General features: G+C 65.9%; 30 protein-coding genes. 17 read left to right on the plus strand and 13 right to left on the minus strand.

Going from position 1 to position 24,004, the window contains the following annotated elements:
- Nucleotide 1: 1 nt before the first annotated feature.
- Nucleotides 2–301: a PE family protein gene (locus tag AC5Y49_RS21970; protein ID WP_499891205.1), complete on the minus strand. Its 300-nt coding sequence runs from the start codon at nucleotides 299–301 to the stop codon at nucleotides 2–4.
- Between the two features lie 333 nt (nucleotides 302–634).
- Between AC5Y49_RS21970 and AC5Y49_RS21975 the strand changes: the two genes are divergently transcribed.
- Nucleotides 635–1,774, plus strand: a complete 1,140-nt coding sequence (locus AC5Y49_RS21975) for a PPE family protein (RefSeq protein WP_499891207.1) — start codon at nucleotides 635–637, stop codon at nucleotides 1,772–1,774.
- A gap of 38 nt (nucleotides 1,775–1,812) precedes the next feature.
- Here AC5Y49_RS21975 and AC5Y49_RS21980 read toward each other — a convergent pair whose 3' ends face one another.
- The 5 genes from AC5Y49_RS21980 to AC5Y49_RS22000 form a co-directional block, all read right to left on the minus strand.
- Entirely contained in the window at nucleotides 1,813–2,529 is a 717-nt protein-coding gene (locus tag AC5Y49_RS21980) for a hypothetical protein (protein WP_499891208.1), read from the minus strand.
- A gap of 23 nt (nucleotides 2,530–2,552) precedes the next feature.
- A complete protein-coding gene (locus AC5Y49_RS21985) occupies nucleotides 2,553–2,861 on the minus strand; it encodes a hypothetical protein (protein WP_499891209.1) in 309 nt (102 codons plus the stop codon).
- Between the two features lie 79 nt (nucleotides 2,862–2,940).
- A complete protein-coding gene (locus AC5Y49_RS21990) occupies nucleotides 2,941–4,110 on the minus strand; it encodes an acyl-CoA dehydrogenase (RefSeq protein WP_499891210.1) in 1,170 nt (389 codons plus the stop codon).
- Between the two features lie 70 nt (nucleotides 4,111–4,180).
- Nucleotides 4,181–4,696, minus strand: a complete 516-nt coding sequence (gene purE, locus AC5Y49_RS21995) for a 5-(carboxyamino)imidazole ribonucleotide mutase (RefSeq protein ID WP_499891212.1) — start codon at nucleotides 4,694–4,696, stop codon at nucleotides 4,181–4,183.
- Nucleotides 4,689–5,900, minus strand: coding sequence for a 5-(carboxyamino)imidazole ribonucleotide synthase (locus AC5Y49_RS22000; protein WP_499891214.1), 1,212 nt, complete (start codon nucleotides 5,898–5,900; stop codon nucleotides 4,689–4,691). Before AC5Y49_RS22000 ends, purE begins: the two co-directional genes overlap by 8 nt.
- Nucleotides 5,901–5,986: 86 nt before the next feature.
- Between AC5Y49_RS22000 and AC5Y49_RS22005 the strand changes: the two genes are divergently transcribed.
- Nucleotides 5,987–6,649, plus strand: a complete 663-nt coding sequence (locus tag AC5Y49_RS22005) for a GtrA family protein (RefSeq protein WP_499891216.1) — start codon at nucleotides 5,987–5,989, stop codon at nucleotides 6,647–6,649.
- On the opposite strand, the gene AC5Y49_RS22010 is transcribed toward AC5Y49_RS22005, so the two are convergent.
- Together AC5Y49_RS22010 and AC5Y49_RS22015 are read right to left on the minus strand one after the other, a co-directional pair.
- The gene (locus AC5Y49_RS22010; RefSeq protein WP_499891219.1) at nucleotides 6,604–7,122 is read right to left on the minus strand and encodes a PH domain-containing protein; all 519 of its coding nucleotides are present in this window, start codon (nucleotides 7,120–7,122) and stop codon (nucleotides 6,604–6,606) included. The genes AC5Y49_RS22005 and AC5Y49_RS22010 overlap by 46 nt on opposite strands.
- 9 nt (nucleotides 7,123–7,131) lie before the next feature.
- Nucleotides 7,132–7,944: a biotin--[acetyl-CoA-carboxylase] ligase gene (locus AC5Y49_RS22015; RefSeq protein ID WP_499891220.1), complete on the minus strand. Its 813-nt coding sequence runs from the start codon at nucleotides 7,942–7,944 to the stop codon at nucleotides 7,132–7,134.
- Nucleotides 7,945–8,081: 137 nt separating this feature from the next.
- Between AC5Y49_RS22015 and AC5Y49_RS22020 the strand changes: the two genes are divergently transcribed.
- The 9 genes from AC5Y49_RS22020 (at nucleotide 8,082) to AC5Y49_RS22060 (ending at nucleotide 15,224) form a co-directional block, all read left to right on the plus strand.
- On the plus strand, nucleotides 8,082–9,722 hold the full coding sequence (locus AC5Y49_RS22020; protein WP_499891222.1) for an acyl-CoA carboxylase subunit beta: 1,641 nt from the start codon (nucleotides 8,082–8,084) through the stop codon (nucleotides 9,720–9,722).
- A complete protein-coding gene (locus AC5Y49_RS22025; protein WP_499891223.1) occupies nucleotides 9,719–9,967 on the plus strand; it encodes an acyl-CoA carboxylase subunit epsilon in 249 nt (82 codons plus the stop codon). The genes AC5Y49_RS22020 and AC5Y49_RS22025 overlap by 4 nt, the downstream gene beginning before the upstream one ends.
- Nucleotides 9,964–10,590: a Maf family protein gene (locus AC5Y49_RS22030; RefSeq protein ID WP_499891225.1), complete on the plus strand. Its 627-nt coding sequence runs from the start codon at nucleotides 9,964–9,966 to the stop codon at nucleotides 10,588–10,590. The genes AC5Y49_RS22025 and AC5Y49_RS22030 overlap by 4 nt, the downstream gene beginning before the upstream one ends.
- A gap of 151 nt (nucleotides 10,591–10,741) precedes the next feature.
- Nucleotides 10,742–10,969: a hypothetical protein gene (locus AC5Y49_RS22035; RefSeq protein ID WP_499891226.1), complete on the plus strand. Its 228-nt coding sequence runs from the start codon at nucleotides 10,742–10,744 to the stop codon at nucleotides 10,967–10,969.
- Between the two features lie 35 nt (nucleotides 10,970–11,004).
- On the plus strand, nucleotides 11,005–11,895 hold the full coding sequence (locus AC5Y49_RS22040) for a sulfurtransferase (protein ID WP_499891228.1): 891 nt from the start codon (nucleotides 11,005–11,007) through the stop codon (nucleotides 11,893–11,895).
- Nucleotides 11,895–12,350 (plus strand): SufE family protein, encoded by a 456-nt coding sequence (locus tag AC5Y49_RS22045; RefSeq protein WP_499891229.1) that lies wholly within the window; start codon nucleotides 11,895–11,897, stop codon nucleotides 12,348–12,350. The genes AC5Y49_RS22040 and AC5Y49_RS22045 overlap by 1 nt, the downstream gene beginning before the upstream one ends.
- 70 nt (nucleotides 12,351–12,420) lie before the next feature.
- Nucleotides 12,421–14,214 (plus strand): acetyl/propionyl/methylcrotonyl-CoA carboxylase subunit alpha, encoded by a 1,794-nt coding sequence (locus AC5Y49_RS22050; RefSeq protein ID WP_499891231.1) that lies wholly within the window; start codon nucleotides 12,421–12,423, stop codon nucleotides 14,212–14,214.
- A 28-nt stretch (nucleotides 14,215–14,242) separates the two neighbouring features.
- Nucleotides 14,243–14,569 carry a hypothetical protein gene (locus tag AC5Y49_RS22055; protein ID WP_499891346.1) on the plus strand — a complete coding sequence of 109 codons (327 nt, stop codon included), beginning with the start codon at nucleotides 14,243–14,245 and terminating at the stop codon, nucleotides 14,567–14,569.
- A 196-nt stretch (nucleotides 14,570–14,765) separates the two neighbouring features.
- A complete protein-coding gene (locus AC5Y49_RS22060) occupies nucleotides 14,766–15,224 on the plus strand; it encodes an STAS domain-containing protein (protein ID WP_499891233.1) in 459 nt (152 codons plus the stop codon).
- Here AC5Y49_RS22060 and AC5Y49_RS22065 read toward each other — a convergent pair.
- Together AC5Y49_RS22065 and AC5Y49_RS22070 are read right to left on the minus strand one after the other, a co-directional pair.
- Entirely contained in the window at nucleotides 15,195–15,983 is a 789-nt protein-coding gene (locus tag AC5Y49_RS22065; protein ID WP_499891235.1) for an RNA polymerase sigma factor SigF, read from the minus strand. The genes AC5Y49_RS22060 and AC5Y49_RS22065 overlap by 30 nt on opposite strands.
- Nucleotides 15,980–16,417: an anti-sigma factor gene (locus AC5Y49_RS22070; protein ID WP_499891237.1), complete on the minus strand. Its 438-nt coding sequence runs from the start codon at nucleotides 16,415–16,417 to the stop codon at nucleotides 15,980–15,982. The genes AC5Y49_RS22065 and AC5Y49_RS22070 overlap by 4 nt, the downstream gene beginning before the upstream one ends.
- A gap of 83 nt (nucleotides 16,418–16,500) precedes the next feature.
- Between AC5Y49_RS22070 and AC5Y49_RS22075 the strand changes: the two genes are divergently transcribed.
- From AC5Y49_RS22075 to usfY, 4 genes are all read left to right on the plus strand, one after another.
- Nucleotides 16,501–16,650 carry a hypothetical protein gene (locus tag AC5Y49_RS22075; RefSeq protein ID WP_499891239.1) on the plus strand — a complete coding sequence of 50 codons (150 nt, stop codon included), beginning with the start codon at nucleotides 16,501–16,503 and terminating at the stop codon, nucleotides 16,648–16,650.
- 94 nt (nucleotides 16,651–16,744) lie between these two features.
- Nucleotides 16,745–16,936 (plus strand): hypothetical protein, encoded by a 192-nt coding sequence (locus AC5Y49_RS22080; RefSeq protein ID WP_499891241.1) that lies wholly within the window; start codon nucleotides 16,745–16,747, stop codon nucleotides 16,934–16,936.
- 42 nt (nucleotides 16,937–16,978) lie between these two features.
- Nucleotides 16,979–17,371: a hypothetical protein gene (locus tag AC5Y49_RS22085; protein ID WP_499891243.1), complete on the plus strand. Its 393-nt coding sequence runs from the start codon at nucleotides 16,979–16,981 to the stop codon at nucleotides 17,369–17,371.
- A gap of 42 nt (nucleotides 17,372–17,413) precedes the next feature.
- Nucleotides 17,414–17,725, plus strand: coding sequence for a protein UsfY (gene usfY / locus AC5Y49_RS22090; protein ID WP_499891244.1), 312 nt, complete (start codon nucleotides 17,414–17,416; stop codon nucleotides 17,723–17,725).
- Between the two features lie 11 nt (nucleotides 17,726–17,736).
- On the opposite strand, the gene AC5Y49_RS22095 is transcribed toward usfY, so the two are convergent.
- Nucleotides 17,737–18,123, minus strand: a complete 387-nt coding sequence (locus AC5Y49_RS22095; protein ID WP_499891246.1) for a hypothetical protein — start codon at nucleotides 18,121–18,123, stop codon at nucleotides 17,737–17,739.
- Nucleotides 18,124–18,322: 199 nt separating this feature from the next.
- Between AC5Y49_RS22095 and amaB the strand changes: the two genes are divergently transcribed.
- Entirely contained in the window at nucleotides 18,323–19,837 is a 1,515-nt protein-coding gene (gene amaB, locus AC5Y49_RS22100) for an L-piperidine-6-carboxylate dehydrogenase (protein ID WP_499891247.1), read from the plus strand.
- Nucleotides 19,838–19,849: 12 nt separating this feature from the next.
- Here amaB and AC5Y49_RS22105 read toward each other — a convergent pair whose 3' ends face one another.
- Together AC5Y49_RS22105 and AC5Y49_RS22110 are read right to left on the minus strand one after the other, a co-directional pair.
- Nucleotides 19,850–21,955 (minus strand): catalase, encoded by a 2,106-nt coding sequence (locus tag AC5Y49_RS22105; RefSeq protein WP_499891248.1) that lies wholly within the window; start codon nucleotides 21,953–21,955, stop codon nucleotides 19,850–19,852.
- Nucleotides 21,956–22,040: 85 nt separating this feature from the next.
- Nucleotides 22,041–23,204: a methyltransferase gene (locus tag AC5Y49_RS22110; protein ID WP_499891249.1), complete on the minus strand. Its 1,164-nt coding sequence runs from the start codon at nucleotides 23,202–23,204 to the stop codon at nucleotides 22,041–22,043.
- Between the two features lie 135 nt (nucleotides 23,205–23,339).
- Between AC5Y49_RS22110 and AC5Y49_RS22115 the strand changes: the two genes are divergently transcribed.
- Nucleotides 23,340–23,999 carry a TetR/AcrR family transcriptional regulator gene (locus AC5Y49_RS22115; RefSeq protein ID WP_499891253.1) on the plus strand — a complete coding sequence of 220 codons (660 nt, stop codon included), beginning with the start codon at nucleotides 23,340–23,342 and terminating at the stop codon, nucleotides 23,997–23,999.
- The last annotated feature ends 5 nt before the right edge of the window (nucleotides 24,000–24,004 follow it).

A 24,004-nucleotide genomic window follows, 5' to 3' on the forward strand; every position in this document is an offset into this window, starting at 1 on the left:
CTCAGCTGGCCGCGACGGCGTTGGCGGCTTCGGTGGCCGCGTACGAGCCGCCGCTGACACCCAGCATGTTCACAAACATCTCGTGAACTGCCGCGGCTTGGACACTGGCCGCCTGATACATCCGGGCGTGCGTGGCGAACTGCGCCGCCATCAGCGCCGAGATCTCATCGGCTGCCGGCGGAACCACTCCCGTCGTTGGGCCCGCCGCAGCCGCATTCTGCGCGGACACCGCCGCACCGATAGCGGCCAGATTGCGGGCCGCAGCAGATAACACTTCCGGCTGGGTTTCCACGAACGCCACGTTGGTTTTCTCCTCAGTGATTCGGTCTCTAGGGCCTTCAGCGACCTTCACGAAGCCGCTCGTTAGCGACGTTAGATGGCCGGTGGCCGACAGTGCACTACCAATAACGAGTGTTCATCTCTTGATTCCGATTGTTCATGAAAGTGCACTCTTGGTGGTGTCTGAGGACTTCTATCTTCGTAGATGGACTTATGTATCAGGTAGTAGATCGTCGCTGTTGCGAGCAGCGAGGAAGGGCATCACATCCGTGACGACAAAGCCGGAGATGTCGGCAACGGCCATCAACGTGCTGGGCAGTGACGCCAAGCGTCGGTCATACGGGGGGACCAACTAGTGGATTACGGCGCACTACCGCCGGAGGTCAACTCTGGCCGGATGTACTTCGGCCCCGGCTCGGGACCGATGTTGGCGGCCGCCGCGGCCTGGGACGGGCTGGCCACCGAGCTGTACACCACAGCAGCCTGCTACGGCGCGGCGATCGCCGAGCTCAGTGGCCTGTGGTCGGGTCCGGCGTCGACGTCGATGGCAGCTGGTGCGGCACCCTATGTGGCTTGGCTGAACGCTACCGCTGGGCAGGCTGTGCAGGCGGCTGTCCAGGCGAACTCGGCCGCAATAGCCTACGAGACGGCATTTGCGATGACGGTGCCACCGCCGGTGATTGCGGCCAATCGCGCCCAACTGATGATGTTGGTCGCGACGAACTTCTTCGGTCAAAACTCCCCGGCTATCGCGGCGACCGAGGCTCACTACGCCGAAATGTGGGCCCAGGATGCGACTGCGATGTATGGCTACGCCGGCGCGTCGGCGGCCGCGTCAGCGTTGACCACCTTCGACCAGCCACCGCCCACCACCAACCCGGCGGCACAGGCCGGCCAAGCGGCGGCCGTCGCCCACGCCGCCGACACGAGCGCGCAGCCCATGCCATCGGTGTCCTCCGCCCTGCAGACGATGGCGTCGCCCACCCTGACTGCATCGTCGGAGTCATCCGGCATGTCCGCGAAAGAACTGTGGAAGTTCTTGAGGAACGACGTCTACACCACTCTATTGAAGTCGACCTATTACCAGATGGGCGACTACGACCATTTCATGAAGATCTTTGAGGGCACGCTCCCAGCGGCCGCCAGCAGCAAAGGAGCTGAGGCCGCGGTGGGCCGCCTTCCCGGTCTGGGCGGATACCTGGGTGGCGGCGGCCTGATGCCGGCAGGGGGGTCAGCCGGGGTGTCGGCGGGGTCGGGCAACGCGGGTGCGGTCGGCAGGTTATCGGTGCCGCAGGCTTGGGCGGCGGCAGCTCCTGCGACAAACGTGACCAGTGCGGCGCCGCCTGTCGTTAGCGCCGACGGGGGCGGTAAGGCAAACGGCCTGCTCCGCGGAATACCGTTTCTTCCGGGTTCGGGCCGGCAGGCCGGCGGAGACATCGGCCAACGCTACGGCTTCCGCCACAGCGTGATGGCGCGCCCGCTGCCGGCCGGATAGGCCGATCAGCGCTGTGCCTCAGCCGGGACGCAGGTGCGTTAGGTGCCGGGCTTGAACCAGGCAACCTTGGCCTGCCAGGACCGGGCGGATCCATAGGCGAAGCCGATTGCGCCCAGGCAGGCGCACAACCAGACAGGCAAAGCGACATCGATATGTGCCCAGGCCGTGCCGATCTGGATCACGTGAGCCACCACCCCAAACCCGGCCGAGATCAGGTAGAGGTCGACTGTCGACGTGGAGCGGGGGTCGCTCCGCAGGATCAGAAGCACCTGAACGGCATAGCCGAGCAGGTAGATCAGCAGCCCGCCCAGCACCAGCCAGTAGACCCCTAGCCAGACGTCGGTGACCGGGGCAGCGAACATGTCGGGGTGATGGCGCTCGTCGGCGATGACGAACACCGCCACCAGCAGCGGAACACCCAACCACAACGGGCGTGCCACGAATTTGCGCAGCAGTCCGCGGACGTGGGTTTCGTTGGCGAGCCGGGCCAGCCCATGCTGGATGATCGCGGCCACCGCGAAGATCCAGCAAATGTGCCCGAGCAGATGTTGCACGTTCCACAGCCCGAAGATGCGGTGCAGGGGCGGCCCGAGAACGGCCGCCGCCCACTGCGACATCAGCAGCACAGCGCAGCCCTGCAGCGCGACGTTGAGGGTCGCGCCGGCTTCCCAACTGGATCGCCAGGTGTGGCGGCGAATCCACAGGCTGTACACGATCGCAGCCAGAGTGGCGGTGATGAGGGTGGTTTTTATCATCAGGTGGTCCCCAGCAGCGCCGCTTAGACCGGCGGACTGTTGGGGTCGGGATAGAGTTCACGCATTCTGGGCAGGCGGCGCTCCGACTCGACGAACTCGGCGACCGATTCCGGCTCGATCAACCCGTAGCGAACCTGCAGTTCAACCGGGTTCAACCCGAAATACTTAGCCGCCTTGATCAGGTTGTCGGCGGTGACCAGCCGGCCCTCGCGAGCCGCCTTGTAGTAGGCGGACTTGCGGTAGCCGAATGCTTCGTAGACCTCGGTAGCCGCCAGCGACCTGCCGACCAGGTAGGGCAGAACGATCGCCGGATCTTTGGCGCTATCGTCCACAATCATGGACGATAGCCCCTCTTGACGGACCCGGCAACGCGGCGGAGACTCGTCTGTCGATGGTCGAGTGCATGACAAATCAGCGCAGCAACGCGCGTGACATCACCACCCGCTGAATCTGGTTGGTGCCCTCGTAGATCTGGGTGATCTTGGCGTCCCGCATGAACCGTTCGACCGGGAAGTCGGTGGTGTAGCCGGCGCCGCCGAAGAGTTGCACCGACGACTCCGTCACGTCCATCGCGGTGTCGGAGGCGAAACACTTTGCGGCCGCGGAGATGAATCCGAGATTGGGCTCGCCGCGTTCGGCGCGAGCAGCGGCGGTATAGACGATCAATCGGGCGGCTTCGACTTTCATCGCCATGTCGGCCAGCTCGAACTGCACCCCCTGGAACTCCGAGATCGACTTGCCAAACTGCTTGCGGTCCTTGGTATAAGCCACCGTTGCGTCCAGCGCGCCCTGCGCGACGCCCACCGCCTGCGCTCCGACGGTGGGGCGGGTGTGGTCGAGGGTCTGCAGCGCGGTCTTCAACCCGGTGCCGGGCTCACCGATGATGCGATCGCCCGGGATGCGGCAGTCCTCGAAATACAGCTCGGTGGTGGGCGATCCCTTGATGCCCATCTTCTTTTCCTTGGGCCCGATGACAAACCCGTCGTCGTCCTTGTGCACCATGAACGCCGAGATACCTTTGGCGCCCTTGTCCGGATCGGTCACCGCCATCACGGTGTACCAGGTCGACTTGCCGCCGTTGGTGATCCAGCACTTGGCGCCGTTGAGAATCCAATCGTCGCCGTCGGCTTTGGCCCGGGTTTTCATCGACGCCGCGTCACTGCCGGCCTCGCGCTCGCTGAGTGCGTACGACGCCATCGCCCCGTCGGTGGCCAAGCTCGGCAGCACCTGTTTCTTCAACTCCTCCGAACCCTGCAGGATCAGCCCCATGGTGCCCAGCTTGTTGACCGCCGGAATCAGTGACGACGATGCGCAGACCCGCGCCACCTCCTCGATCACGATGCAGGTGGCCACCGCGTCGGCCCCCTGACCGCCGTATTCCTCGGGAATGTGGATGGCGTTGAAACCGGAGGAATTCAGCGCCACTAGTGCTTCTTCTGGGAACCGCGACTCCTCGTCGACCTCGGCGGCGTAGGGAGCGATTTCTTTTTCCGCCAAAGCACGAATCGCTGCCCGTAGCTCGTCGTGCTCCTCGGGCAACTTGAACAGATCAAATGATGGATTTCCGGCCCATCCAGCCATACCGACCTCCTGCACAGTGCTCGATTGCCCGGCTCCACCGCGGGCCGCCTCGGCCCGCGTTCTCGCCGGGCTACTGGTCGGTAACTTTACCCTGCAGCTTTTCGTCCTTGATCCGCACCGCCTCCGCCAGCTCCTGCTGGAAGGCGACGATCCGGCTGCGCAGCGCCGGATCGCGCGCCCCGAGAACGCGCACGGCCAGCAGGCCGGCATTACGGGCGCCGCCGATGGACACCGTGGCCACCGGCACCCCTGCCGGCATCTGCACGATCGACAGCAGCGAGTCCAGGCCGTCGAGCCGCGCCAGCGGCACCGGCACCCCGATCACCGGCAACGGGGTGGCCGACGCGACCATGCCCGGCAGGTGGGCGGCGCCACCGGCGCCGGCGATGATCACCTCGATGCCGCGGTCGGCCGCACCCCGGGCGTAGTCGAACATCCGCTCGGGCGTGCGATGCGCCGAGACCACCCCCACCTCGTAGGACACGTCGAATTCGGCCAGCGCGTCGGCGGCGTCACGCATTACCGACCAGTCGCTGTCGCTGCCCATGATCACGCCGACCCGGGGCTGATTCGCCTCGTTAGCCATGTGGGTTCCATCCGTCCGTCCACTGCGCATGTGATAACCAGTGTGCCGCCAGCCCGGCGCGTTCCCGCAGCGTCGCCAGCTCGGCCATGTCAGAGCCCAGGAAGTTGACGTGGCCGATCTTGCGGCCCGGCCGTTCGCCTTTCCCGTACAGGTGGACCCGGGCTTCGGGCATCCGCGCGAACAAGTGGTGCAGTCGTTCGTCGACGGTCATCGTCGGCGTCTGTGCCGCTCCCAACACGTTGGCCATCACCGTCAGCGGGACCGTGGCGTCGGTGTCGCCGAGCGGATAGTCCAGCACCGCGCGCAGATGCTGTTCGAACTGGCTGGTCCGGGCGCCATCCATGGTCCAGTGCCCGGAGTTGTGCGGCCGCATCGCCAACTCGTTGACCAGCAGGGCCCCGCCGGTCGTCTCGAACAGCTCGACGGCCAGCACGCCGACAACCCCGAGCTCGGCCGCCAGCCGCAGCGCCAACTCCTGCGCCCCGATGCCGACGTCGGCCGGCAACTCCGGCGCCGGTGCGATCACCTCCACACAGATACCGTCGCGCTGCACGGTTTCCACCACCGGCCACGCCGCACCCTGACCGAACGGCGAGCGGGCCACCAGCGCCGACAGTTCGCGCCGCATCGCGACCCGCTCCTCGACCAGCACCGGCACGCCGGAGTCCAGAATGTCCCGGGTGATCTCCCGAGCCTGCGCCAGATCGGCGGCCATCCGCACCCCGCGCCCGTCGTAGCCGCCGCGGGCCGCCTTGACCACCACCGGGCCGTCGACCCGGGCGGCGAACGCATCCAGGTCGTCGAGCCCGCCGACCGCGGCGAAGCGCGGCACCGGCGCCCCCAATTCCGCCAGCCGGCGCCGCATCACGAGCTTGTCTTGCGCATGCACCAGCGCCTGCGGCGGCGGCGCCACGTTGACGCCCTCGCCGACCAGCTTGTCCAGCAGCTCGGTCGGGACATGCTCGTGGTCGAAGGTCAACGCGTTGGCCCCGGCCGCCACGCGGCGCAGGTCGTCGAGATCGGTATGTGAACCGATCACCACGTCGGGGCTGACTTGGGCGGCGGGGTCGTCGGCGTCGGCGGCCAGCACCCGCAGCGTCTGGCCCAGCGCGATCGCGGCCTGATGGGTCATCCGGGCCAGCTGGCCGCCGCCGACCATCGCGACCACCGGCGGAGTAGAGGGAGTACTTGGCACGGCCATCATGGTGTCATGGCGGCTGACCGCGGTATTTGACGGTGGCGACACAGTCGTGACGCGCCAGTAACCGACAAAACGTACACTGCGACACTGTGTCCTTTGCCGATGCCACGATCGAGCGGTTGCCGCGGCTGATCCGACCGTATGCGGAACGCCATCACGAACTCATCAAGTTCGCCATTGTCGGGGCCACCACATTCATCATCGACTCCGCGATCTTCTACACCCTCAAGTTGACGATTCTGGAGCCCAAGCCGGTGACCGCCAAGGTCATCGCCGGCATCGTCGCAGTCATCGCGTCCTACATCCTGAACAGGGAATGGAGCTTCCGGCAGCGCGGCGGACGGGAACGCCACCACGAGGCGCTGTTGTTCTTCGTGTTCAGCGGTGTCGGCGTACTGCTGTCCATGGCGCCGCTGTGGTTCTCCAGCTACATCCTGGAGCTGCGGGTGCCGCACGTCTCGCTGACGGTGGAGAACATCGCCGACTTCATCTCGGCTTACATCATCGGCAATCTGCTGCAGATGGGATTCCGGTTCTGGGCGTTCCGGCGCTGGGTATTCCCCGACGAGTTCGGCCGAACCGCGGATCAGGCGCTGGAATCCACTCTCACCGCCGGCGGGATCGCCGAGGCGCTCGAGAACAACATCGAGGGCGGCGGCACCGTTACGCCGCTGCGCGCCTGGCGATCACGCCGCAGCCGGTTTTCTCAACTCGGCGATTCCTCGGACCCGAGGGTGTCGAAGACCTCGTGATACAGCAGCGCGTGGACTTGCTCCACGCGCGGAATGTCGTAGAACTCCAACGGATCCTGTGACGCCGACTCGATGATCAGCGTCCCAGTGCGCAAGATCCGATCGACGATGCCGTGCCGGAATTCCACGCTGTTGATGCGGGCCAGCGGAATGTCGATTCCGCTGCGGCTCAACACTCCGTGGCGAAACATCACCCGCCGGTCGGTGATCACGAAATGGGTGGTCAACCAGGTCAGGAACGGCCACAGCGTCAGCCAGCCGACAACCACCAGCCAGATCGCCCAGATGACCGCGAAGATGATGTTCTTGGCGTTGCGATCCCAATCGGTAGTGCTGACAACGGCGGCGACGAATGACGCCAGCGCCGTGGCCAGCAGCAGGACGAGGACCGCGCCGATCAGCCGCTTCCAGTGCGGGTGTCGATGCAACACCACCTGTTCGTCGCCGGCCAGCACGTTATCGGGGTAACCCACGGCAGCACTCTAGACGGCGGAACGCAGATGCGTGATGTCTCCGGCCGAGACCGCCACGGTCTGAGCACCGGTGTCCACGCACAGTCGGCCCAACTCGTCGATGCCCTGGGCCACGCCGACGACCTCCCGATCGCCGGGCAGCAGCGCCCGCACTCGTGAACCCAACGTCACGCTGTAGCGCTGGTAGTCAGCCAACAGCTTCGGGTCGGCGCCGCCGGCGGCTCGCCAAGCATCGATTCGACTGGCCAGTTCGCGAAGTATGCGGTGGGCCAATGCATTTCGATCAACTGCCGATCCCGTCATCAGCAGCGAGGTGGCCACCGGGTCGGGTGCTTCCGCCGCCGTCAGTGTCACGTTAAGGCCCAGCCCGACGACGATCGCCGCCGCCGGCGCGGCAACTTCGGCGAGAATCCCCGCCAGCTTGCCGTCGCCGACCAGCACGTCGTTGGGCCACTTGAGGCCCGCGGCGACGTCGGCTTCTGCGGCCAGCGCGTCGACGACGGCAACACCGGTAGCCAGCGGCAGCCAACCCCAACCCGACCGGGGCACCGAGGAACCGTCGACGCCCACAGATAAGGCGACCTGAGTGCGTGGCGGTGCCGACCACTGCCGGCCATGGCGCCCGCGACCGGCGTTCTGATATTCGGCCAGCAACACCGACCCGTTGATGTCTTCACCGGCGGCCGACCGGGCCAGTAGGTCGGCGTTGGTGGAGCCGGTCTCGGCGACCACGTCGAGCCGACGCCATGCCAGCTCCGGCCCGATCAGCCCACCGCCGATCACCGCCGCGTCTAGCGGCGGCCGCGGCAGGTCAGCGTCCATCCGGCGATTTTTTCACGTTGAGTCTGCGGCTACCAGGCAAATGTGCGAGTGGACTGCCTGGTGAACGCAGAATCAACGCGCCGACCGGCATGCCCGCAATTCGGCCCATCGATCGAGCGCGGCTAAGCTCGTCACCCATGACGAGCGTTTCCGAGAGCCATGTCGAAGCGGCTGCTGAGCACGAGATCGACATCCACACCACCGCCGGCAAGCTGGCCGAACTGCGCAAGCGGGCCAACGAGACGCTGCACCCGGTCGGTGAGGCCGCAGTCGAGAAGGTGCACGCCAAGGGCAAGCTGACCGCCCGCGAGCGCATCACCGCGCTGCTCGACGAGGACTCGTTCGTCGAACTCGACGCACTGGCCAAGCACCGCAGCACCAACTTCGGGCTCGGTGAGAAGCGGCCGGTCGGCGACGGTGTCGTCACCGGCTACGGCACTATCGACGGCCGGGACGTGTGCGTCTTCAGCCAGGACGTCACGGTGTTCGGCGGCAGCCTCGGCGAGGTGTACGGGGAGAAGATCGTCAAGGTGCAGGAGCTGGCGATCAAGACCGGCCGCCCGCTGATCGGCATCAACGACGGCGCCGGCGCGCGCATCCAAGAGGGTGTCGTCTCGCTGGGGCTCTACAGCCGGATCTTCCACCGCAACATCCAAGCTTCGGGTGTGATCCCGCAGATCTCGCTGATCATGGGCGCCGCGGCCGGTGGGCACGTCTACTCCCCCGCGCTGACCGACTTCGTCGTGATGGTCGACCAGACCAGCCAGATGTTCATCACCGGCCCGGACGTGATCAAGACGGTCACCGGTGAGGACGTCACGATGGAGGAGCTGGGCGGGGCGCACACCCACATGTCCAAGTCCGGCCTGGCGCACTATGTGGCCTCCGGCGAGCAGGACGCTTTCGACTACGTCCGCGAGCTGCTGAGCTACCTGCCGCCCAACAACTTCACCGACCCGCCGCGCTACCCGGTGCCGATCCCCGAGGGTGCCATCGAAGACAACCTCACCGACGAGGACACCGAGCTGGACACGCTGATCCCGGACTCGCCGAACCAGCCCTACGACATGCACGAGGTGATCACCCGAATCCTCGACGACGACGAGTTCTGCGAGGTGCAGGCCGGTTACGCGCAGAACATCGTGGTCGGGTTCGGCCGCGTGGACGGCCGACCGGTCGGGATCGTGGCCAACCAGCCCACCCAGTTCGCCGGTTGCCTGGACATCAACGCCTCGGAGAAGGCGGCCCGCTTCGTGCGGACCTGCGACTGCTTCAACATCCCGATTGTCATGCTGGTCGACGTGCCGGGCTTTCTGCCGGGCACCGGCCAGGAGTACAACGGCATCATCCGCCGCGGCGCGAAGCTGCTGTACGCCTACGGTGAGGCCACCGTCGCCAAGATCACCGTGATCACCCGCAAGGCCTACGGCGGCGCCTACTGCGTTATGGGCTCCAAAGATATGGGCGCCGACGTCTGCGTGGCCTGGCCGACGGCGCAGATCGCAGTGATGGGCGCCTCGGGCGCGGTCGGGTTCGTCTACCGCCAGCAGCTGAAGGAAGCGGGCGAGGACGGCCGGGATGTTGATGCGCTGCGCTTACAGCTGCAGCAGGAGTATGAGGACACTCTGGTCAACCCCTACGTTGCCGCCGAGCGCGGCTACGTCGACGCGGTGATTCCGCCGTCGCACACCCGCGGCTACGTGGCGACCGCGCTGCGGCTGCTGGAACGCAAGATCGCCCAGACGCCGCCCAAGAAGCACGGAAACATTCCGCTGTGACCGACGGGACCGAGATGAGCGACCAGGAGCATGCACACGAGCCGCATATCGCGGTGCTCAAGGGCAACCCGACCGACGAGGAATTGGCCGCGCTGATCGCGGTATTGGGCAGCGCCGGCGGCGGCGCACCCGAGGCGGTGCAGCCCCAGCGCAGCCGGTGGGGGCTGCCCATCGACAAGCTGCGCTACCCGGTGTACAGCTGGCAGCGGGTGACGCTGCTGGAACGGACGCACATGCGCCGATGACCCGGGTGGTGCTCGGGTCCGCCTCGCCCGGCCGGCTCAATGTGCTGCGCCAGGCCGGCATCGAGCCGCTGGTCGTGGTCTCCGGCGTCGACGAGGACGCCGTCATGGCCGGGCTGCCATCAGATGCCTCATCCGCTGAAGTTGTCTGCGCGCTGGCCCGAGCCAAGGCCGAGCAGGTGGTCAATAGCCTGGAGGCTTCCGTCGCCGCGGATTGTGTTGTCATCGGCTGTGATTCGATGCTGGACGTCGATGGCCGGCTGGTCGGCAAACCGGGCTCGGCCGATGCCGCACAAGCCCAATGGCATTCGATGGGCGGCCGGCCCGGCCAGCTACACACCGGCCACTGCCTGGTCCGCCTGCACGACGGCGCCATCGCCGCATGCGAAGTCGAACCATCGTGCACCACAGTGCATTTCGCTAGACCTCAGCAAGCGGACCTGCAGACGTACATCGATAGCGGCGAGCCGCTGCGCGTCGCCGGCGGCTTCACGATCGATGGGCTCGGTGGCTGGTTCGTCGACCGGATCGAGGGCGATCCATCGACGGTCATCGGCATCAGCCTGCCGTTGACCCGCCGGTTGTTGCAGCGCGTCGGGTTGTCCGTCAGCGCCCTGTGGGCTTGACCACTCGTCGAGATCGACGTTAGCGCCGAAATTCTCGCACTTTTGCGCTCTACCGTCGATTTCGGCGCGCCGCCCGGCCGTGACGCAACCGTGACCGGGCGCGCCGGACGTGGTTGCGCGCTTGGCGGGCAGCGCCGCGGACACTGGACCCATGCCGGTGGAAGAGACGATGTGGAACGTGCCCGTGTCGCGGGATATCGACCGCTATGACACCGAACAGCTCCGAGCCGCACTGGCCAACGTTGTGCGAGACCAGTTGTCGCCGGGCAAGCGACTTCTGCGGGTGGTCAGCTGGTGCCCCAATGGCGGCGCGCTGTTCCGGCCGAGGCCAGATGCCCGCCGCTTCGCGGTGGCCTACGAGGTTGCGCTGAGCGTCTGACGCCGGCGACGCGCCACGACGGTAGGCTCAATGCCGTGCCGCTACCAGCAGATCCCAGCCCCACCCTGAGCGCCTATGCCCACCCGGAACGGTTGGTCACCGCCGACTGGCTGGCCGGCAACATGGGCAAACCCGGCCTGGTAATCGTCGAATCCGACGAGGACGTGCTGCTCTACGACGTCGGTCATATCCCCGGCGCAGTCAAGATCGACTGGCACACCGACCTCAACGACCCCCGGGTGCGGGACTACATCACCGGCGAGCAGTTCGCCGACTTGATGAACCGCAAGGGCATTGCGCGCGACGACACCGTGGTGATCTACGGGGACAAGAGCAACTGGTGGGCCGCGTATGCGCTGTGGGTCTTCACGCTGTTCGGCCACCCGGACGTCCGGCTGCTCAACGGCGGGCGCGACCTGTGGCTGTCCGACGGCCGGGAGACCACGCTGGATGTCCCGTCCAAGACGTCGACCGGTTATCCCGTCGTGCAACGCAACGACGCACCCATCCGCGCCTACAAAGACGACGTCCTGGACGCGTTGGGTTCCGGCCCGCTGATCGACGTCCGCTCGCCACAGGAGTACACCGGCGAGCGCACCCACATGCCCGACTATCCCGAGGAGGGTGCGCTGCGGGCCGGCCACATTCCCAGCGCGGTGTCGATTCCGTGGGCCAAAGCCGCCGATGACAGCGGCCGGTTCCGCAGCCGCGAGGAGCTCGAGCAGCTCTACGGGTTCATCGAGCCGGACGACAAGACGATCGTGTATTGCCGCATCGGTGAACGGTCGAGCCACACCTGGTTCGTGTTGACTCATCTGCTCGGTATCCCGGGCGTGCGTAACTATGACGGCTCCTGGACCGAATGGGGCAACACCGTGCGGGTGCCGATCGTCGCCGGCGAGCAACCCGGAGCCGTACCGGTCTGATGAGCATGCCCGCGCCGCTGGCCGAGGTGGTGTCCGACTTCGCTGAAGTCCAGGGCCAGGACAAGCTGCAGTTGTTACTGGAATTCGCCAATGACTTACCGGCCTTGCCGGTTGATCTGCAGGAAGCGGCGATGGAACCGGTGCCCGAGTGCCAAACCCCACTGTTCCTGCACGTCGACGCTCATGACCCCGACCGAGTGCGGCTGCATTTCAGTGCGCCGGCCGAATCCCCCACTACCCGCGGGTTCGCCTCGATCCTGGCGGCCGGGCTCGACGAGCAACCCGCCGCCGACATCTTGGCGGTGCCCGATGATTTCTACACCGATCTGGGGCTGGCGGCGTTGATCAGCCCGCTGCGGTTGCGCGGCATGTCGGCGATCCTGGCCCGGATCAAGCGGCGGCTGCGCGAGTCCAATGGGGCACCGGCTGGTTCGGCGCCACACCGCGACGCTTAAACTTCCCCCCGACAGACTTGTAAGAAAATCTCTTAAAGATCGACAGACGTCCAGCCATACAGGAGGCGCAGTGCCCAGTCACGCCAGCTCGAAGATCGCCAAGGTTCTCGTCGCCAATCGCGGGGAGATCGCGGTCCGGGTGATCCGGGCGGCCAGAGACGCCGGCCTGCCCAGCGTCGCGGTGTACGCCGAACCCGACGCCGACGCGCCGCACGTACGGCTGGCCGACGAGGCGTTCGCGCTCGGGGGGCAGACCTCGGCGGAGTCCTACCTGGTGTTCGACAAGATCCTGGAGGCCGCCGCGAAGTCGGGCGCCAACGCCATCCACCCCGGCTACGGATTCCTTTCGGAGAACGCTGATTTCGCTCAGGCGGTCATCGACGCCGGCCTGATCTGGATCGGCCCCAGCCCGCAGTCGATCCGCGACCTCGGTGACAAGGTGACCGCCCGCCACATCGCCGCCCGCGCGCAGGCCCCGCTGGTGCCCGGCACTCCCGATCCGGTGAAGGACGCCGACGAGGTGGTGGCCTTCGCCCAGGAGTACGGGGTGCCGGTCGCGATCAAGGCCGCGTTCGGCGGCGGCGGCAAGGGCATGAAGGTCGCCCGCACCATCGAGGAGATTCCCGAACTGTTCGAGTCGGCCACCCGCGAGGCCGTCGCGGCCTTCGGGCGCGGCGAATGTTTCGTCGAGCGCTACCTGGACAAGCCCCGCCACGTCGAGGCGCAGGTGATCGCTGACCAGCACGGCAACGTCGTCGTCGCCGGAACCCGGGACTGCTCGCTGCAGCGCCGCTTCCAGAAGCTGGTCGAGGAGGCGCCGGCGCCGTTCCTGACCGACGCGCAGCGCAAGGAGATCCACGAGTCGGCCAAGCGGATCTGCAAGGAAGCCCACTACTACGGAGCCGGCACCGTCGAATACCTGGTCGGCCAAGACGGGCTGATCTCGTTCCTCGAGGTGAACACCCGGCTGCAGGTCGAGCACCCGGTTACCGAGGAGACCGCCGGCATCGACCTGGTGTTACAGCAGTTCAAGATCGCCAACGGCGAAAAGCTGGACATCACCGAAGACCCAACCCCGCGTGGGCATGCCATCGAGTTCCGGATCAACGGCGAGGACGCCGGCCGCGGCTTCCTGCCGGCGCCCGGCCCGGTCAACCGGTACGACATCCCGACCGGGCCCGGCGTCCGGCTGGACTCCGGCGTCGAAGCCGGTTCGGTGATCGGCGGTCAGTTCGACTCGATGCTGTCCAAGCTGATCGTCTACGGCGCCAGCCGTCAGGAGGCGCTGGCCCGGGCTCGCCGCGCGCTGGACGAATTCCACGTCGAGGGGCTGGCCACCGTGATCCCGTTCCACCGCGCAGTGGTCTCCGACCCCGCGTTCATCGGCGACGATGACGGCTTCTCGGTGCACACCCGCTGGATCGAGACCGAATGGAACAACACCGTCGAACCGTTCACCGGCGGCGAGCCGCTCGACGACGAGGATGCCCGTCCGCGCCAAAAGGTGGTCGTCGAGGTCGGCGGCCGCCGACTCGAGGTGTCGTTGCCGGCCGATCTGGCGTTGTCTAACGGTGGTGGCGACACGGCGGGCGTCATTCGAAAGAAGCCCAAGCCACGCAAGCGTGGCGCCCTCTCCGGCGCCGCGGCCTCCGGTGACGCGGTGACCGCGCCGATGCAGGGCACCGTGGTGAAAGTCGCCGTCGAAGAGGGCCAGGAAGTCACTGCCGGTGACCTGGTGGTGGTGCTGGAAGCGATGAAGATGGAGAACCCGGTCACCGCGCACAAGGACGGGACGATCACCGAGCTGGCCGTCGAGGCCGGTGCCGCGATCACCCAGGGCACGGTGCTCGCCGAGATCAAGTAGCTCGCGGGCTGATACCGAGGAGCCGGACATAGACCCCATCGAAATCAATGCCGGCACATGGTATCTGCGGGCACTCCGAGCGGACGACCGGATCGACGACCGACCGGTGCTGGCCGAGCTCGGGGTCACTGACCCCGACTACATCGAACGCAGTGCCGCCCAGTGGGCATCGGACAGCTGCTACACGTGGGCGGTATGCGAACCGACGACGGGCGAGATGCTGGCCGAAGTCAAGCTCGATCCGGCGACCGGTGAGATCCGCACCCGAACCCGCGCAACCCACGACCAGCCGGCGGCGGCGGGCAGCGCGTCGGTGCGGCGCTTCGCGATGACACTGCCGTCGAACCCGCAGTGACCAGGGATTCTGAGAATCGCTCTCAGGTCGTTGTCGACCCGACAGGGCGGGAGTAGTGTTCATCACCAGGTTGAGTTAACAGCCGCCCGGAAAAGCGTCAATGACGTGCGGGAGGCTCGGCCGCCCGCCGTGAGGGGGCATCAAAACCGCCTGACGTGATCCACAGCACGAACACTCGTCGACTGATGGAGTCACCATGTCTTCCGCGAAGAACAGACGCGTTGAGAGCAGCACCGCTGCAGCAGACGCCGTATTTCCGTCCCAACCGTGGGAAACCCACACCGTCCGATTCACCGCTCAGTGGGTGTCGTCGGTCGCCGTAATCGGTGCCTACGGTGAACTCGACGCGTCCAACGCCTATCAGCTCGCCAATTATGTACAGCGTTGCTCCGCTCATGCCAAGCGAGTGATCGTGGACTTGACTGGCCTGGAATTCTTTGGCACAGCAGGCTTTTCAGCGCTGCACACAATCAACGTCAGGTGCGCTGGCGCCGATGTGGAGTGGGCCGTCGTGCCCGGTCCCGCGGTTTCCAGGTTGCTGCGGATCTGCGATCCGGACAACACACTGCCGACCACGGATTCGTCGGCGGCTGGCCTGGCCACCGACGATGACGAGCCGCAGCGGTTACTCCAGCTGATCCCGCAGGCGCGCTAGGGATTTCGCGAGCAGCCGCGACACGTGCATCTGTGAGATGCCGACGCGCTCGGCGATCTGCGTCTGCGTCATCGACTCGAAGAACCTGAGCACCAACACCGTTCGCTCACGTTCGGGCAGCGCATCCAGCAACGGACGCAACGATTCACGGTTCTCGATTCGCTCCAGGCCGGTGTCGACATCGCCGAGCGTGTCGGCGATGGCGCGGGCGTCTTCATCACCACTGCCGCCGCCGCTGTCGATGGACAGCGTGTTGTACGAGCTGCCCGCCACCAGGCCTTCGATGACCTCGGTGCGGTCCATATCCAATTCTTCGGCCAACTCCGTGGCGGTGGGTGCGCGGCCCAGCCGCTGTGAAAGGTCGGCGGTAGCGGTGCCCAGCCGTAGATGGAGCTCCTTGAGCCGTCGGGGCACCTTGACCGACCAACTGTTGTCCCGGAAATGGCGCCGAACTTCGCCCATGATGGTCGGGACCGCGAACGAGACGAAATCCGACCCCGCTTCGACATCGAAGCGGACGACAGCATTGACCAGCCCGACCCGCGCAACCTGGACCAGGTCGTCGCGTGGTTCGCCCCGGCCCTCGAACCGCCGGGCGATGTGATCGGCCAGCGGCAGGCACCGTTCGACGATCTTGTCCCGCTGACGCTGGGATTCCGGTGAATCGGCCGTCAAACTGACCAGTTCACGGAACATGTCGGGAACGTCGGCGTATTCGTTGGGCCTCGAGCTCGAACCGCCGACAGCTCGCGGTGTCACCTGGCGGAGCCCGCCCGTCGCGTAGTCAGCGTGATGCCGAACACCCCGCCGGAGCCATCTTGGGCTCGCCCGTCGTGGAACGTCTGCACGTCATCAGCCAGCGAGGTCAGCACATGCCAGCTGAAGCTCCCGGGGGTCACCACCTCCGCGGTCTGGCAGGCCGCCGACGCCTGCACCACCAACTCGTCGTCGCGCGGATCGACCACCAGCACCAACGACGCGTCGTCGGCGGCAGACCGGATCAACCGGGTGCACACCTCATCCACCGCCAGTCGAAGGTCGGCGACTGCATCGAAGTCGAGGTCCTCAAAAGTGCCGACCGCGCCGACCAGAGTGCGCAGCACGGCAAGGTTCTCCAAGCGTGCGGCGACCCGAAGCTCAATGGCGCGGTCACTCCGTTGCTGGGTGTTGCCCGGCACATCGGTAGTGGTCATCTGCCCTCCCGGCATGGTTCGACTGAGACTACCCCCGCGTTGGAGCCGGTTAGTCATGGCCACCGCCGGGTATTCCAGCCGCCATGGACGAGGCTGAGACGACGGAAACTCCCCGCACGCGCCGACTTCGGCGCACTGCGCTGATTGCCGTTATCACGCTGGTCGTCTTGATTCTGGTCGCAGTGGGAATCTACGTCATCGCGTTTGTGATCCTGTCTCCGATGCTGGCGTAGCCGCGTTTTCGCATCGTTGCTGGATGCCGTCGAAGTCATCATTGTGCAGACTTGATACCCCTTCGCTGCGGCGAATAAAACCCAGGAGAATGTGATGGACGACCGCGACGACAAATCCGACGAAGTTCCCGTCGCCGACGCCGTCGAGCAGGACCAGGAAACCACATCCGTGCCGAGCGTGCTCGAGGGCGAAATCCCGCCGGTAGAGGCGAATACCTCCGACTGGCAAGAGCAGCACCAGGAAATCGTCGGCGGCGACGATGACGACCGCGAGGAGTACCGGTAGTAAGCCTTCGCCGGCCGCGCCGCGGGACTTAGGCTTATTGCCATGAGCGTCACTATCCGCCAAGTTCTGCTGCGAGCTGTTGTGCTGCTGGCCGCGTGGGCGATTGGACTGCTGGTGGCGGCGTGGGTGGTGCCGGGTGTTTCGGTGTCGGTGCCGGGGTTCATCGTCGCCATCGTGGTGTTCTCGATAGCGCAGGCGGTCCTGTCCTGGTGGATTTTGAGGTTGCCCCGCGCCTATGCGTCGCTGGTGCTGGGGGCCACCGGCCTGGCACTGACTGTGGTCGCATTGATCATTGCCGCGGCTGTGACACGCGGGCTCGATATCTCCGACACGACATCCTGGGTTGCCACCACCGTTGTGGTGTGGCTCGTGACCACGGTGGGGGCGATCATGGTGCCCGAGTTGCTCGCCCGCGACGAGGCCGGCTCGAACTGACTAGCATTGTGTTTGTCTCGTCCTACGACGGAAGGCGCGATGATGGGAGACAGGCATCACGATCCGAGCGATCACTTCCGTACCACCCAGCCCCACGCTGGTATGTCTATGAAGGACAACCTGTTCTGGCCCGGATTTATCCTGCTGGCCGTTGCGGTAGCCGGGATGATCAGCACTGCGGCAGCCGCCGCTTACCAGCATTACGAGTGGCTCGGCACAACAGTGCTCGTCGCCGTGCTCGGCACGGTGACCGGGGCGCTGTGGTTCGTCGTGGAGCGTCGCCGCGTGGTCCGCATCGACCAGCAGTGGCACGTTGCGCACCGCGACGGCCGACCGCACCAGCCCGCGACCTGAGCCAACAGCCCTCAGCCGGCCAACGCGGGGCCGACGATCGGCGGGACGCCCATCGTCAGAGTCAGGACCATCAGCACCAACAGGAACCATCCGGCGCCCTGCCATGCCCACCACGTTCGACGATCACGCCACACGCGGTACGTGCGCAAAAATGCCCAAAACCCACCGGCCAGCAGGATCGCCGGTGCGCCGAACGCCAGCAACGTGCGCTGCGGCGCGCCGCACGCCGCGGTGTCGACAGCCAGCGGACCGGTACAGGTGCTGACCCACAAGGCGGCGACGATGAAAAAACCCACCGCAGCGGCCCCCGCCAACACCGCGAATCGGACGGCCGACCCAATGTCGCCGTCATGCTGCTCGATATGGTCGCCACGTGACCGTTGGCGCGGTATCTGCATCCTGAACCTCGATCCTGCGTTCGGCTGCTCTAGATCCATCGTCCGATCGGTCGCATCAGTTACATCCGGTCGTAGTCAGCCATACCCGACTCCGTCGCGCTCACGCGCGGGAGCGGTTATACCCAGTGGTCGGAAGGGGTAAACGTCCCTGCCGACCGGCGCCGCACGCTACGACGCAACCGCACAGGAGACCGCCCCGATGACACTGCCCACCGCCGATGAATTGCGCACCCGAGTGCACCGCGCATTGGCCGCTATCGGCGCCTCGCCGACGCTTGACGAGCCGGGCGGGTCCGGCTTGCCGGCCAGCACTCCCATCACCGGCGAGGTACTGTTCACCGTCGCCCAGACCGACGATGTCGAAAGTGTGGTCGCGACTGCCGCCCGGGCGTTTCCGGCGTGGCGTGCCACCCCGCCGCCGGTGCGGGGCGCGTTGGTGGGGCGCCTCGGCGAGTTGCTCACCGCGCACAAGGAAGCACTCGCCGCCCTGGTGACCGTCGAGACCGGCAAGATCACCGCCGAGGCGCTGGGCGAGGTGCAGGAGATGATCGACGTCTGCCAGTTCGCCGTCGGGTTGTCGCGTCAGCTGTACGGCCGCACCATCGCTTCCGAACGGCCGGGCCATCGGCTGATGGAAACCTGGCATCCGCTCGGCGTGGTCGGTGTGATCACCGCGTTCAACTTCCCGGTTGCAGTGTGGGCCTGGAACACCGCGGTGGCGTTGGTGTGCGGCGACACCGTGGTGTGGAAACCGTCGGAACTGACCCCGTTGACCGCGCTGGCCTGCCAGGCGCTGGTTGAACGCGCAGCCGGCGATGTCGGGGCGCCACCTGAGGCCAGCCGCCTGGCCCTGGGTGGTCCTGAGGTCGGCGAGCAATTGGTCGACGACGAGCGCGTCGCGCTGCTGTCGGCGACCGGTTCGGTGCGGATGGGTCGGCGGGTCGGGCCACGGGTCGCGCAGCGGTTCGGCCGGGCGCTCCTGGAGTTGGGCGGCAACAACGCCGCGATCGTGACGCCGTCAGCCGACCTGGATTTGGCGCTGCGCGCCATCGTGTTCGCCGCCGCCGGTACGGCCGGGCAACGCTGCACCAGCCTGCGCCGGCTGATCGTCCACAGCTCGATCGCCGACGAGGTTTTTGAGCGGGTCGTCTCGGCCTACCGTCAGCTGTCGATCGGCGATCCGTCCGACAGTGCCACCCTGGTCGGACCCCTGATCCACGAAACCGCCTACCGCGACATGGTGGGCGCCCTGGACCAGGCGCGGGTCGACGGCGGCGAGGTGATCGGCGGTGAGCGCCACGATGTCGGACCGCCCGGTGCGTATTACGTTGCGCCCGCCGTCGTGCGGATGCCCTCGCCGACGGCGATCGTGGCGACCGAAACGTTCGCGCCGATTCTCTACACGCTGACCTATGATGATCTCGACGACGCCATCTCCTTGAACAATGCTGTCCCGCAAGGGCTTTCGTCATCAATTTTCACCACCGACATGCGCGAAGCAGAGCGCTTCATCGACGGGTCGGACTGCGGCATCACCAACGTCAACATCGGCACGTCCGGCGCAGAGATCGGCGGCGCATTCGGCGGCGAGAAGCACACCGGCGGCGGACGTGAGTCCGGGTCGGACGCATGGAAGGCCTACATGCGCCGGGCCACCAACACCATCAACTACTCCGACCAATTGCCGCTTGCGCAGGGCGTGCACTTCGGCTGAGGGCCGGTGAGCTCAAGCGGATACCGAATCCGTCTCTCGATCCCAGACCCGGTGCTTGGCCAGCGCGGCGGCGAAGGCGTCGAAGAAATCGTCGGCCAGGTCGCCTGCGGCGGCTGTCGTCGTCAGCACGCCTTGGGCGTCGACCACATCCGTACTCTCAGCGGTCTGCTCGGATATGCCGGCTTTCGGCAGCAACTTCACGCCCGCCCCGAACGCCGCCACCGGCTTGAGGTGCTTGTAGGCCTCGGTCACGAAGTGCAGCGCATACCCGTCGCCGGACAGCGTTTCGATGGCATCGGGTCCGCACGGCACCACCACCGCGTCATACAGCACCGAAGCCACGCTGTTGATGGCGCGGTCCACCGCGAGCTCGCCGCCGGAGCCACCGGACAGCGTCCCTCCCCCGATCGGTGCCAGCACCTCGGCGATCGCGCCACGCTGCCGCATCGCCTCGATGAACGCTTCGGTGCCTTGCACGTCGACACCATCGGCGGCCAGGATGGCGATCTTGCGGCTTTCGATGGTATCGGTGGCGGTGTTGAGCTGGGACAGCGCCGGCGAAGCCGGCATCTTGTCGTCGACGGGTTGCTCGTCAGGCACGGGCAGGCCCAATTGGCCGGCCACCGCAGCGGCCAGGTCGTGGTCGACCAGGTTCAGCTGATCGACGACCCGCGACCGGATTTCGATGGTTTCGCAATGGCCGAGTTCGAAAGCGTATGCGGCGACGATGTGTTTGGCTTCCGGCGCCGACATGCTCTTCCAGAACATCCGCGCCTGACTGTAGTGGTCCTGGAAACTCTCGGCCCGTTGACGAATCTTGTGACCGTCGACTTTTTCGGTGTAGTGCCGGAACACGCCCTCGTCGGCCATCGCGGGGCAGCCGCCACCCAGTGAATTCTTGTAGTAACTGGATTTGCCTTTCGGGATGGCGGTTTGGCCGTAGCCGTCGTGTTGGTTGTTGCGGACGTCAGCCACCGGCCGGTTGACCGGCAACTGCGCGAAGTTGGGTCCGCCCAACCGGATCAGCTGGGTGTCCAGGTAGGAGAAATTGCGGAACTGCAGCAGCGGATCGTTGGTGAAGTCGATGCCGGGCACCACGTTGGCGGTGCAGAACGCGACCTGCTCGGTTTCTGCGAAGAAGTTGTCCGGGTTGCGGTTGAGCACCATCTTGCCCACCGGCCGAACCGGAACTTGTTCCTCCGGAATGATTTTCGTCGCGTCCAGCAGATCGAACTCGAAGTTGAACTCGTCGCTTTCACCGATCAGCTGCACACCGAGCTCGTACTCGGGATACTGACCGGCCTCGATGGCGTCCCACAGGTCGCGCCGGTTGAAGTCGGGGTCTTTGCCGGCGACCTTTTGGCATTCGTCCCATACCAGCGAATGCACGCCGAGCTTCGGCTTCCAGTGGAACTTCACGAATGTGCCCTCGCCCTTGGCGTTGACGAACCGGAACGTGTGCACGCCGAAGCCCTGCATCATTCGATAACTGCGCGGCAGCGACCGATCCGACATCAACCACATGATGGTGTGCAGCGTTTCGGGCTGCAGCGACACGAAGTCCCAGAGCGTGTCGTGGGCGGATTGGGCCTGCGGAATCTCGTTGTGCGGTTCGGGTTTGACCGCGTGCACAAAATCGGGGAACTTGATTCCGTCCTGGATGAAGAACACCGGGAAGTTGTTGCCGACCAGGTCGTAATTGCCTTGGTCGGTGTAGAACTTGGTGGCGAACCCGCGCACGTCGCGCACGGTGTCGGCAGAACCGCGAAAGCCGGCGACCGTGGAGAACCGCACAAACACCGGCGTTTGCTTGCCAGGTGTGGTCAGGAACTTCGCGACGGTGTATTCGGCAAGTGCGTCGTCATAGGGCTCGAAGTAGCCGTAGGCGCCGCTGCCCCGGGCATGGACGACGCGCTCCGGGATGCGCTCGTGGTCGAAGTGGGTCACCTTCTCCCGGGCGTGGAAGTCCTCCAGGAGCGTGGGACCGCGTGCACCGGCACTGAGCGCATCGTCGGTGTGATCGACCCGGACTCCTTGCTGAGTGGTTAAGTACCCGGTGCTGCGGTCGACTCGGTATTGGTCAAGCTGCTGTTGCTTTTCATTTTCGTTGTCTGCCATCGCGTCCCTCCGGGATAGGAATTCGCACGCTGGGTACCCATACCGGATTTAGACAAACGCTCGACAGGCGCGCGCCGCCTCGGCGTCAGTTCGCCCGCGGCAACTGGCCTGGCTTGTATCCGAACACCGCCGAGGTCGGCCCGATCAGATGGCGCGCCTTGACGTCGACCAAGCCGTGGGCCCGAAACATCTCGACACACTCTGCAACCGAAGATTCGTAGCCCTCGCGAGTCTCGAGCATGACATTGAGGCTCGACAGCAGACTGGCGTAGTTGTGACGGTGGCCGGGGTCGACCATGGCGTCATAGACGATCACGGCACCGCCCGGCGGAATCGCGGCATACGCCTTGTCGATCAATTCCCGCCGGGTGGTCTGGTTGTAGCCGTGGAACACATGGCCGAAGGAAACGACATCGGCGGGTGGTAGGGGATCCTCGAGGCAATCGCCGGCGATGAAGCGGACCCGGTCCTTGAGCCCGAACGACGCGACATACTCCTCGAAGACCGGCTGCACTGCGGCGAAGTCGAAACCGGCGCCGCGTAGGTGCCGGTGCGTGAGCGCGACCCGTACCGGAAGTGCACCCTGGGCTGAGCCGACGTCGAGGAACGTCCGAAAACGCTTCCAGGGGAATCGGACAGCCAGCAGGGTGGCCTCGACGGTCGAAACGCCCGTCATCCCGGTCAGGAATTCCCGCATCGCCTCAGGATCCCGGTAGAGCGTGGAAAAGAACTTGTCTTCGCCCTGGCCTTCCTCGGCGGCGGGACGGCCCGTCCGCAGCAGATCCGGAAGGCCGCACCACAGCCCGTAGAGGCGTTTGCTGGACAACTCCATCAGTCCGGCGGCATAGCTCGGCTTGGCTCTATCCAGAAAAATGGCGCTGCGCGCCGAGTTCGAATACCGCCCCGACCGGTCGCGGCGCAGCAGCCCGAGGGCAACCAGCGCATCCAGTGCGTCGCCGGCGGCCCGGGGGTGCCAGCCGAAGGCTTCGATCAGCTCCCCTCTCGTCCGCGGCCCCTCGGCCAATTCGGTGAATACACCGCATTCGACGGCGGTCAGGACGAGGCGGGAGGACCAGAACGCCATCCCCGTCTCCACGATCTGCTGCGGGCCGGCGATGCGCTGAACCACCCGGCCCACTAGCGGGCTCTGGAAAACTCGCATGATCAGCCGCTCCCGCCGAATGTCGCGCGCCCGGTAGCTGATCAATGGAGCGGCGGCTTTCTGCAATCCCTTATCGCGGCGTGCCATTGGCTAACTTTTACCATTCGCCGGTGCCGACCGGCACAGGTGGTCGAAAATTTGCCCGCATCCGGTTTATTGGACGTTTCGGCTGAATATGATGGCAGCAAACGCCGCAATGGGATGTGCAAGTAGCATCGCGGTATGCCAGCAACCAGACGGCGGTTATCTCCCGAGAGTCGGCGCGCTGAGTTGCTAGCCCTCGGAGCGGAGGTCTTCGGCCAGCGACCCTACGACGACGTCCGCATCGACGAGATTGCGGAGCGGGCCGGTGTTTCGCGAGCGCTGATGTACCACTATTTCCCGGATAAGCGAGCGTTTTTCGCCGCAGTGGTCAAAGACGAAGCCGACCGGCTGTTCGACGCCACCCACAACCTTCCCGACTTGGGCTTGACGCTCTTCGACGAGGTTCGGGCGGGCGTGCTCGCGTACATGTACTACCACGAACAGCATCCGCATTCCTCCTGGGCGGCGTATGTCGGCCTGGGCCGCACCGATCCCGTGCTGCTGGGCATCGACGACGAGACCAAGAATCGCCTGATGATGCACATCATGTCGCGCATCTGCGATATCGAGGGGCCCGGAAGCCAACTCGAGCCCGATGTCGAGAAGGACGTGCACGTGATCGTGCACGGCTGGATAGCGTTCACCTTCGAGCTGGGCCGACAGCGGATCATGAACCCTTCGATCGAAGCGAGTCGACTCGCCGACGCGTGCGCGCACACGCTGCTCGACGCGGTCGCCCGGGTTCCCGGCATCCCACCCGAGCTGGTCGAAGCGGTGGGTCCGGACAAACGCTCATGACCTTG

It is taken from the genome of Mycobacterium sp. NGS62 (assembly GCF_059812285.1).

Excerpts from the sequence above, each read along its gene's own strand:
- AC5Y49_RS21980 (WP_499891208.1), bottom strand. The coding sequence starts at position 2,529 with ATGATAAAAACCACCCTCATCACCGCCACTCTGGCTGCGATCGTGTAC.
- AC5Y49_RS21990 (WP_499891210.1), bottom strand. The coding sequence starts at position 4,110 with ATGGCTGGATGGGCCGGAAATCCATCATTTGATCTGTTCAAGTTGCCC.
- purE (WP_499891212.1), bottom strand. The coding sequence starts at position 4,696 with ATGGCTAACGAGGCGAATCAGCCCCGGGTCGGCGTGATCATGGGCAGC.
- AC5Y49_RS22000 (WP_499891214.1), bottom strand. The coding sequence starts at position 5,900 with ATGATGGCCGTGCCAAGTACTCCCTCTACTCCGCCGGTGGTCGCGATG.
- AC5Y49_RS22015 (WP_499891220.1), bottom strand. The coding sequence starts at position 7,944 with ATGGACGCTGACCTGCCGCGGCCGCCGCTAGACGCGGCGGTGATCGGC.
- AC5Y49_RS22020 (WP_499891222.1), top strand. The coding sequence starts at position 8,082 with ATGACGAGCGTTTCCGAGAGCCATGTCGAAGCGGCTGCTGAGCACGAG.
- AC5Y49_RS22030 (WP_499891225.1), top strand. The coding sequence starts at position 9,964 with ATGACCCGGGTGGTGCTCGGGTCCGCCTCGCCCGGCCGGCTCAATGTG.
- AC5Y49_RS22035 (WP_499891226.1), top strand. The coding sequence starts at position 10,742 with ATGCCGGTGGAAGAGACGATGTGGAACGTGCCCGTGTCGCGGGATATC.
- AC5Y49_RS22045 (WP_499891229.1), top strand. The coding sequence starts at position 11,895 with ATGAGCATGCCCGCGCCGCTGGCCGAGGTGGTGTCCGACTTCGCTGAA.
- AC5Y49_RS22060 (WP_499891233.1), top strand. The coding sequence starts at position 14,766 with ATGTCTTCCGCGAAGAACAGACGCGTTGAGAGCAGCACCGCTGCAGCA.
- AC5Y49_RS22070 (WP_499891237.1), bottom strand. The coding sequence starts at position 16,417 with ATGACCACTACCGATGTGCCGGGCAACACCCAGCAACGGAGTGACCGC.
- AC5Y49_RS22075 (WP_499891239.1), top strand. The coding sequence starts at position 16,501 with ATGGACGAGGCTGAGACGACGGAAACTCCCCGCACGCGCCGACTTCGG.
- AC5Y49_RS22080 (WP_499891241.1), top strand. The coding sequence starts at position 16,745 with ATGGACGACCGCGACGACAAATCCGACGAAGTTCCCGTCGCCGACGCC.
- AC5Y49_RS22085 (WP_499891243.1), top strand. The coding sequence starts at position 16,979 with ATGAGCGTCACTATCCGCCAAGTTCTGCTGCGAGCTGTTGTGCTGCTG.
- usfY (WP_499891244.1), top strand. The coding sequence starts at position 17,414 with ATGGGAGACAGGCATCACGATCCGAGCGATCACTTCCGTACCACCCAG.
- AC5Y49_RS22095 (WP_499891246.1), bottom strand. The coding sequence starts at position 18,123 with ATGCAGATACCGCGCCAACGGTCACGTGGCGACCATATCGAGCAGCAT.
- amaB (WP_499891247.1), top strand. The coding sequence starts at position 18,323 with ATGACACTGCCCACCGCCGATGAATTGCGCACCCGAGTGCACCGCGCA.
- AC5Y49_RS22105 (WP_499891248.1), bottom strand. The coding sequence starts at position 21,955 with ATGGCAGACAACGAAAATGAAAAGCAACAGCAGCTTGACCAATACCGA.
- AC5Y49_RS22110 (WP_499891249.1), bottom strand. The coding sequence starts at position 23,204 with ATGGCACGCCGCGATAAGGGATTGCAGAAAGCCGCCGCTCCATTGATC.
- AC5Y49_RS22115 (WP_499891253.1), top strand. The coding sequence starts at position 23,340 with ATGCCAGCAACCAGACGGCGGTTATCTCCCGAGAGTCGGCGCGCTGAG.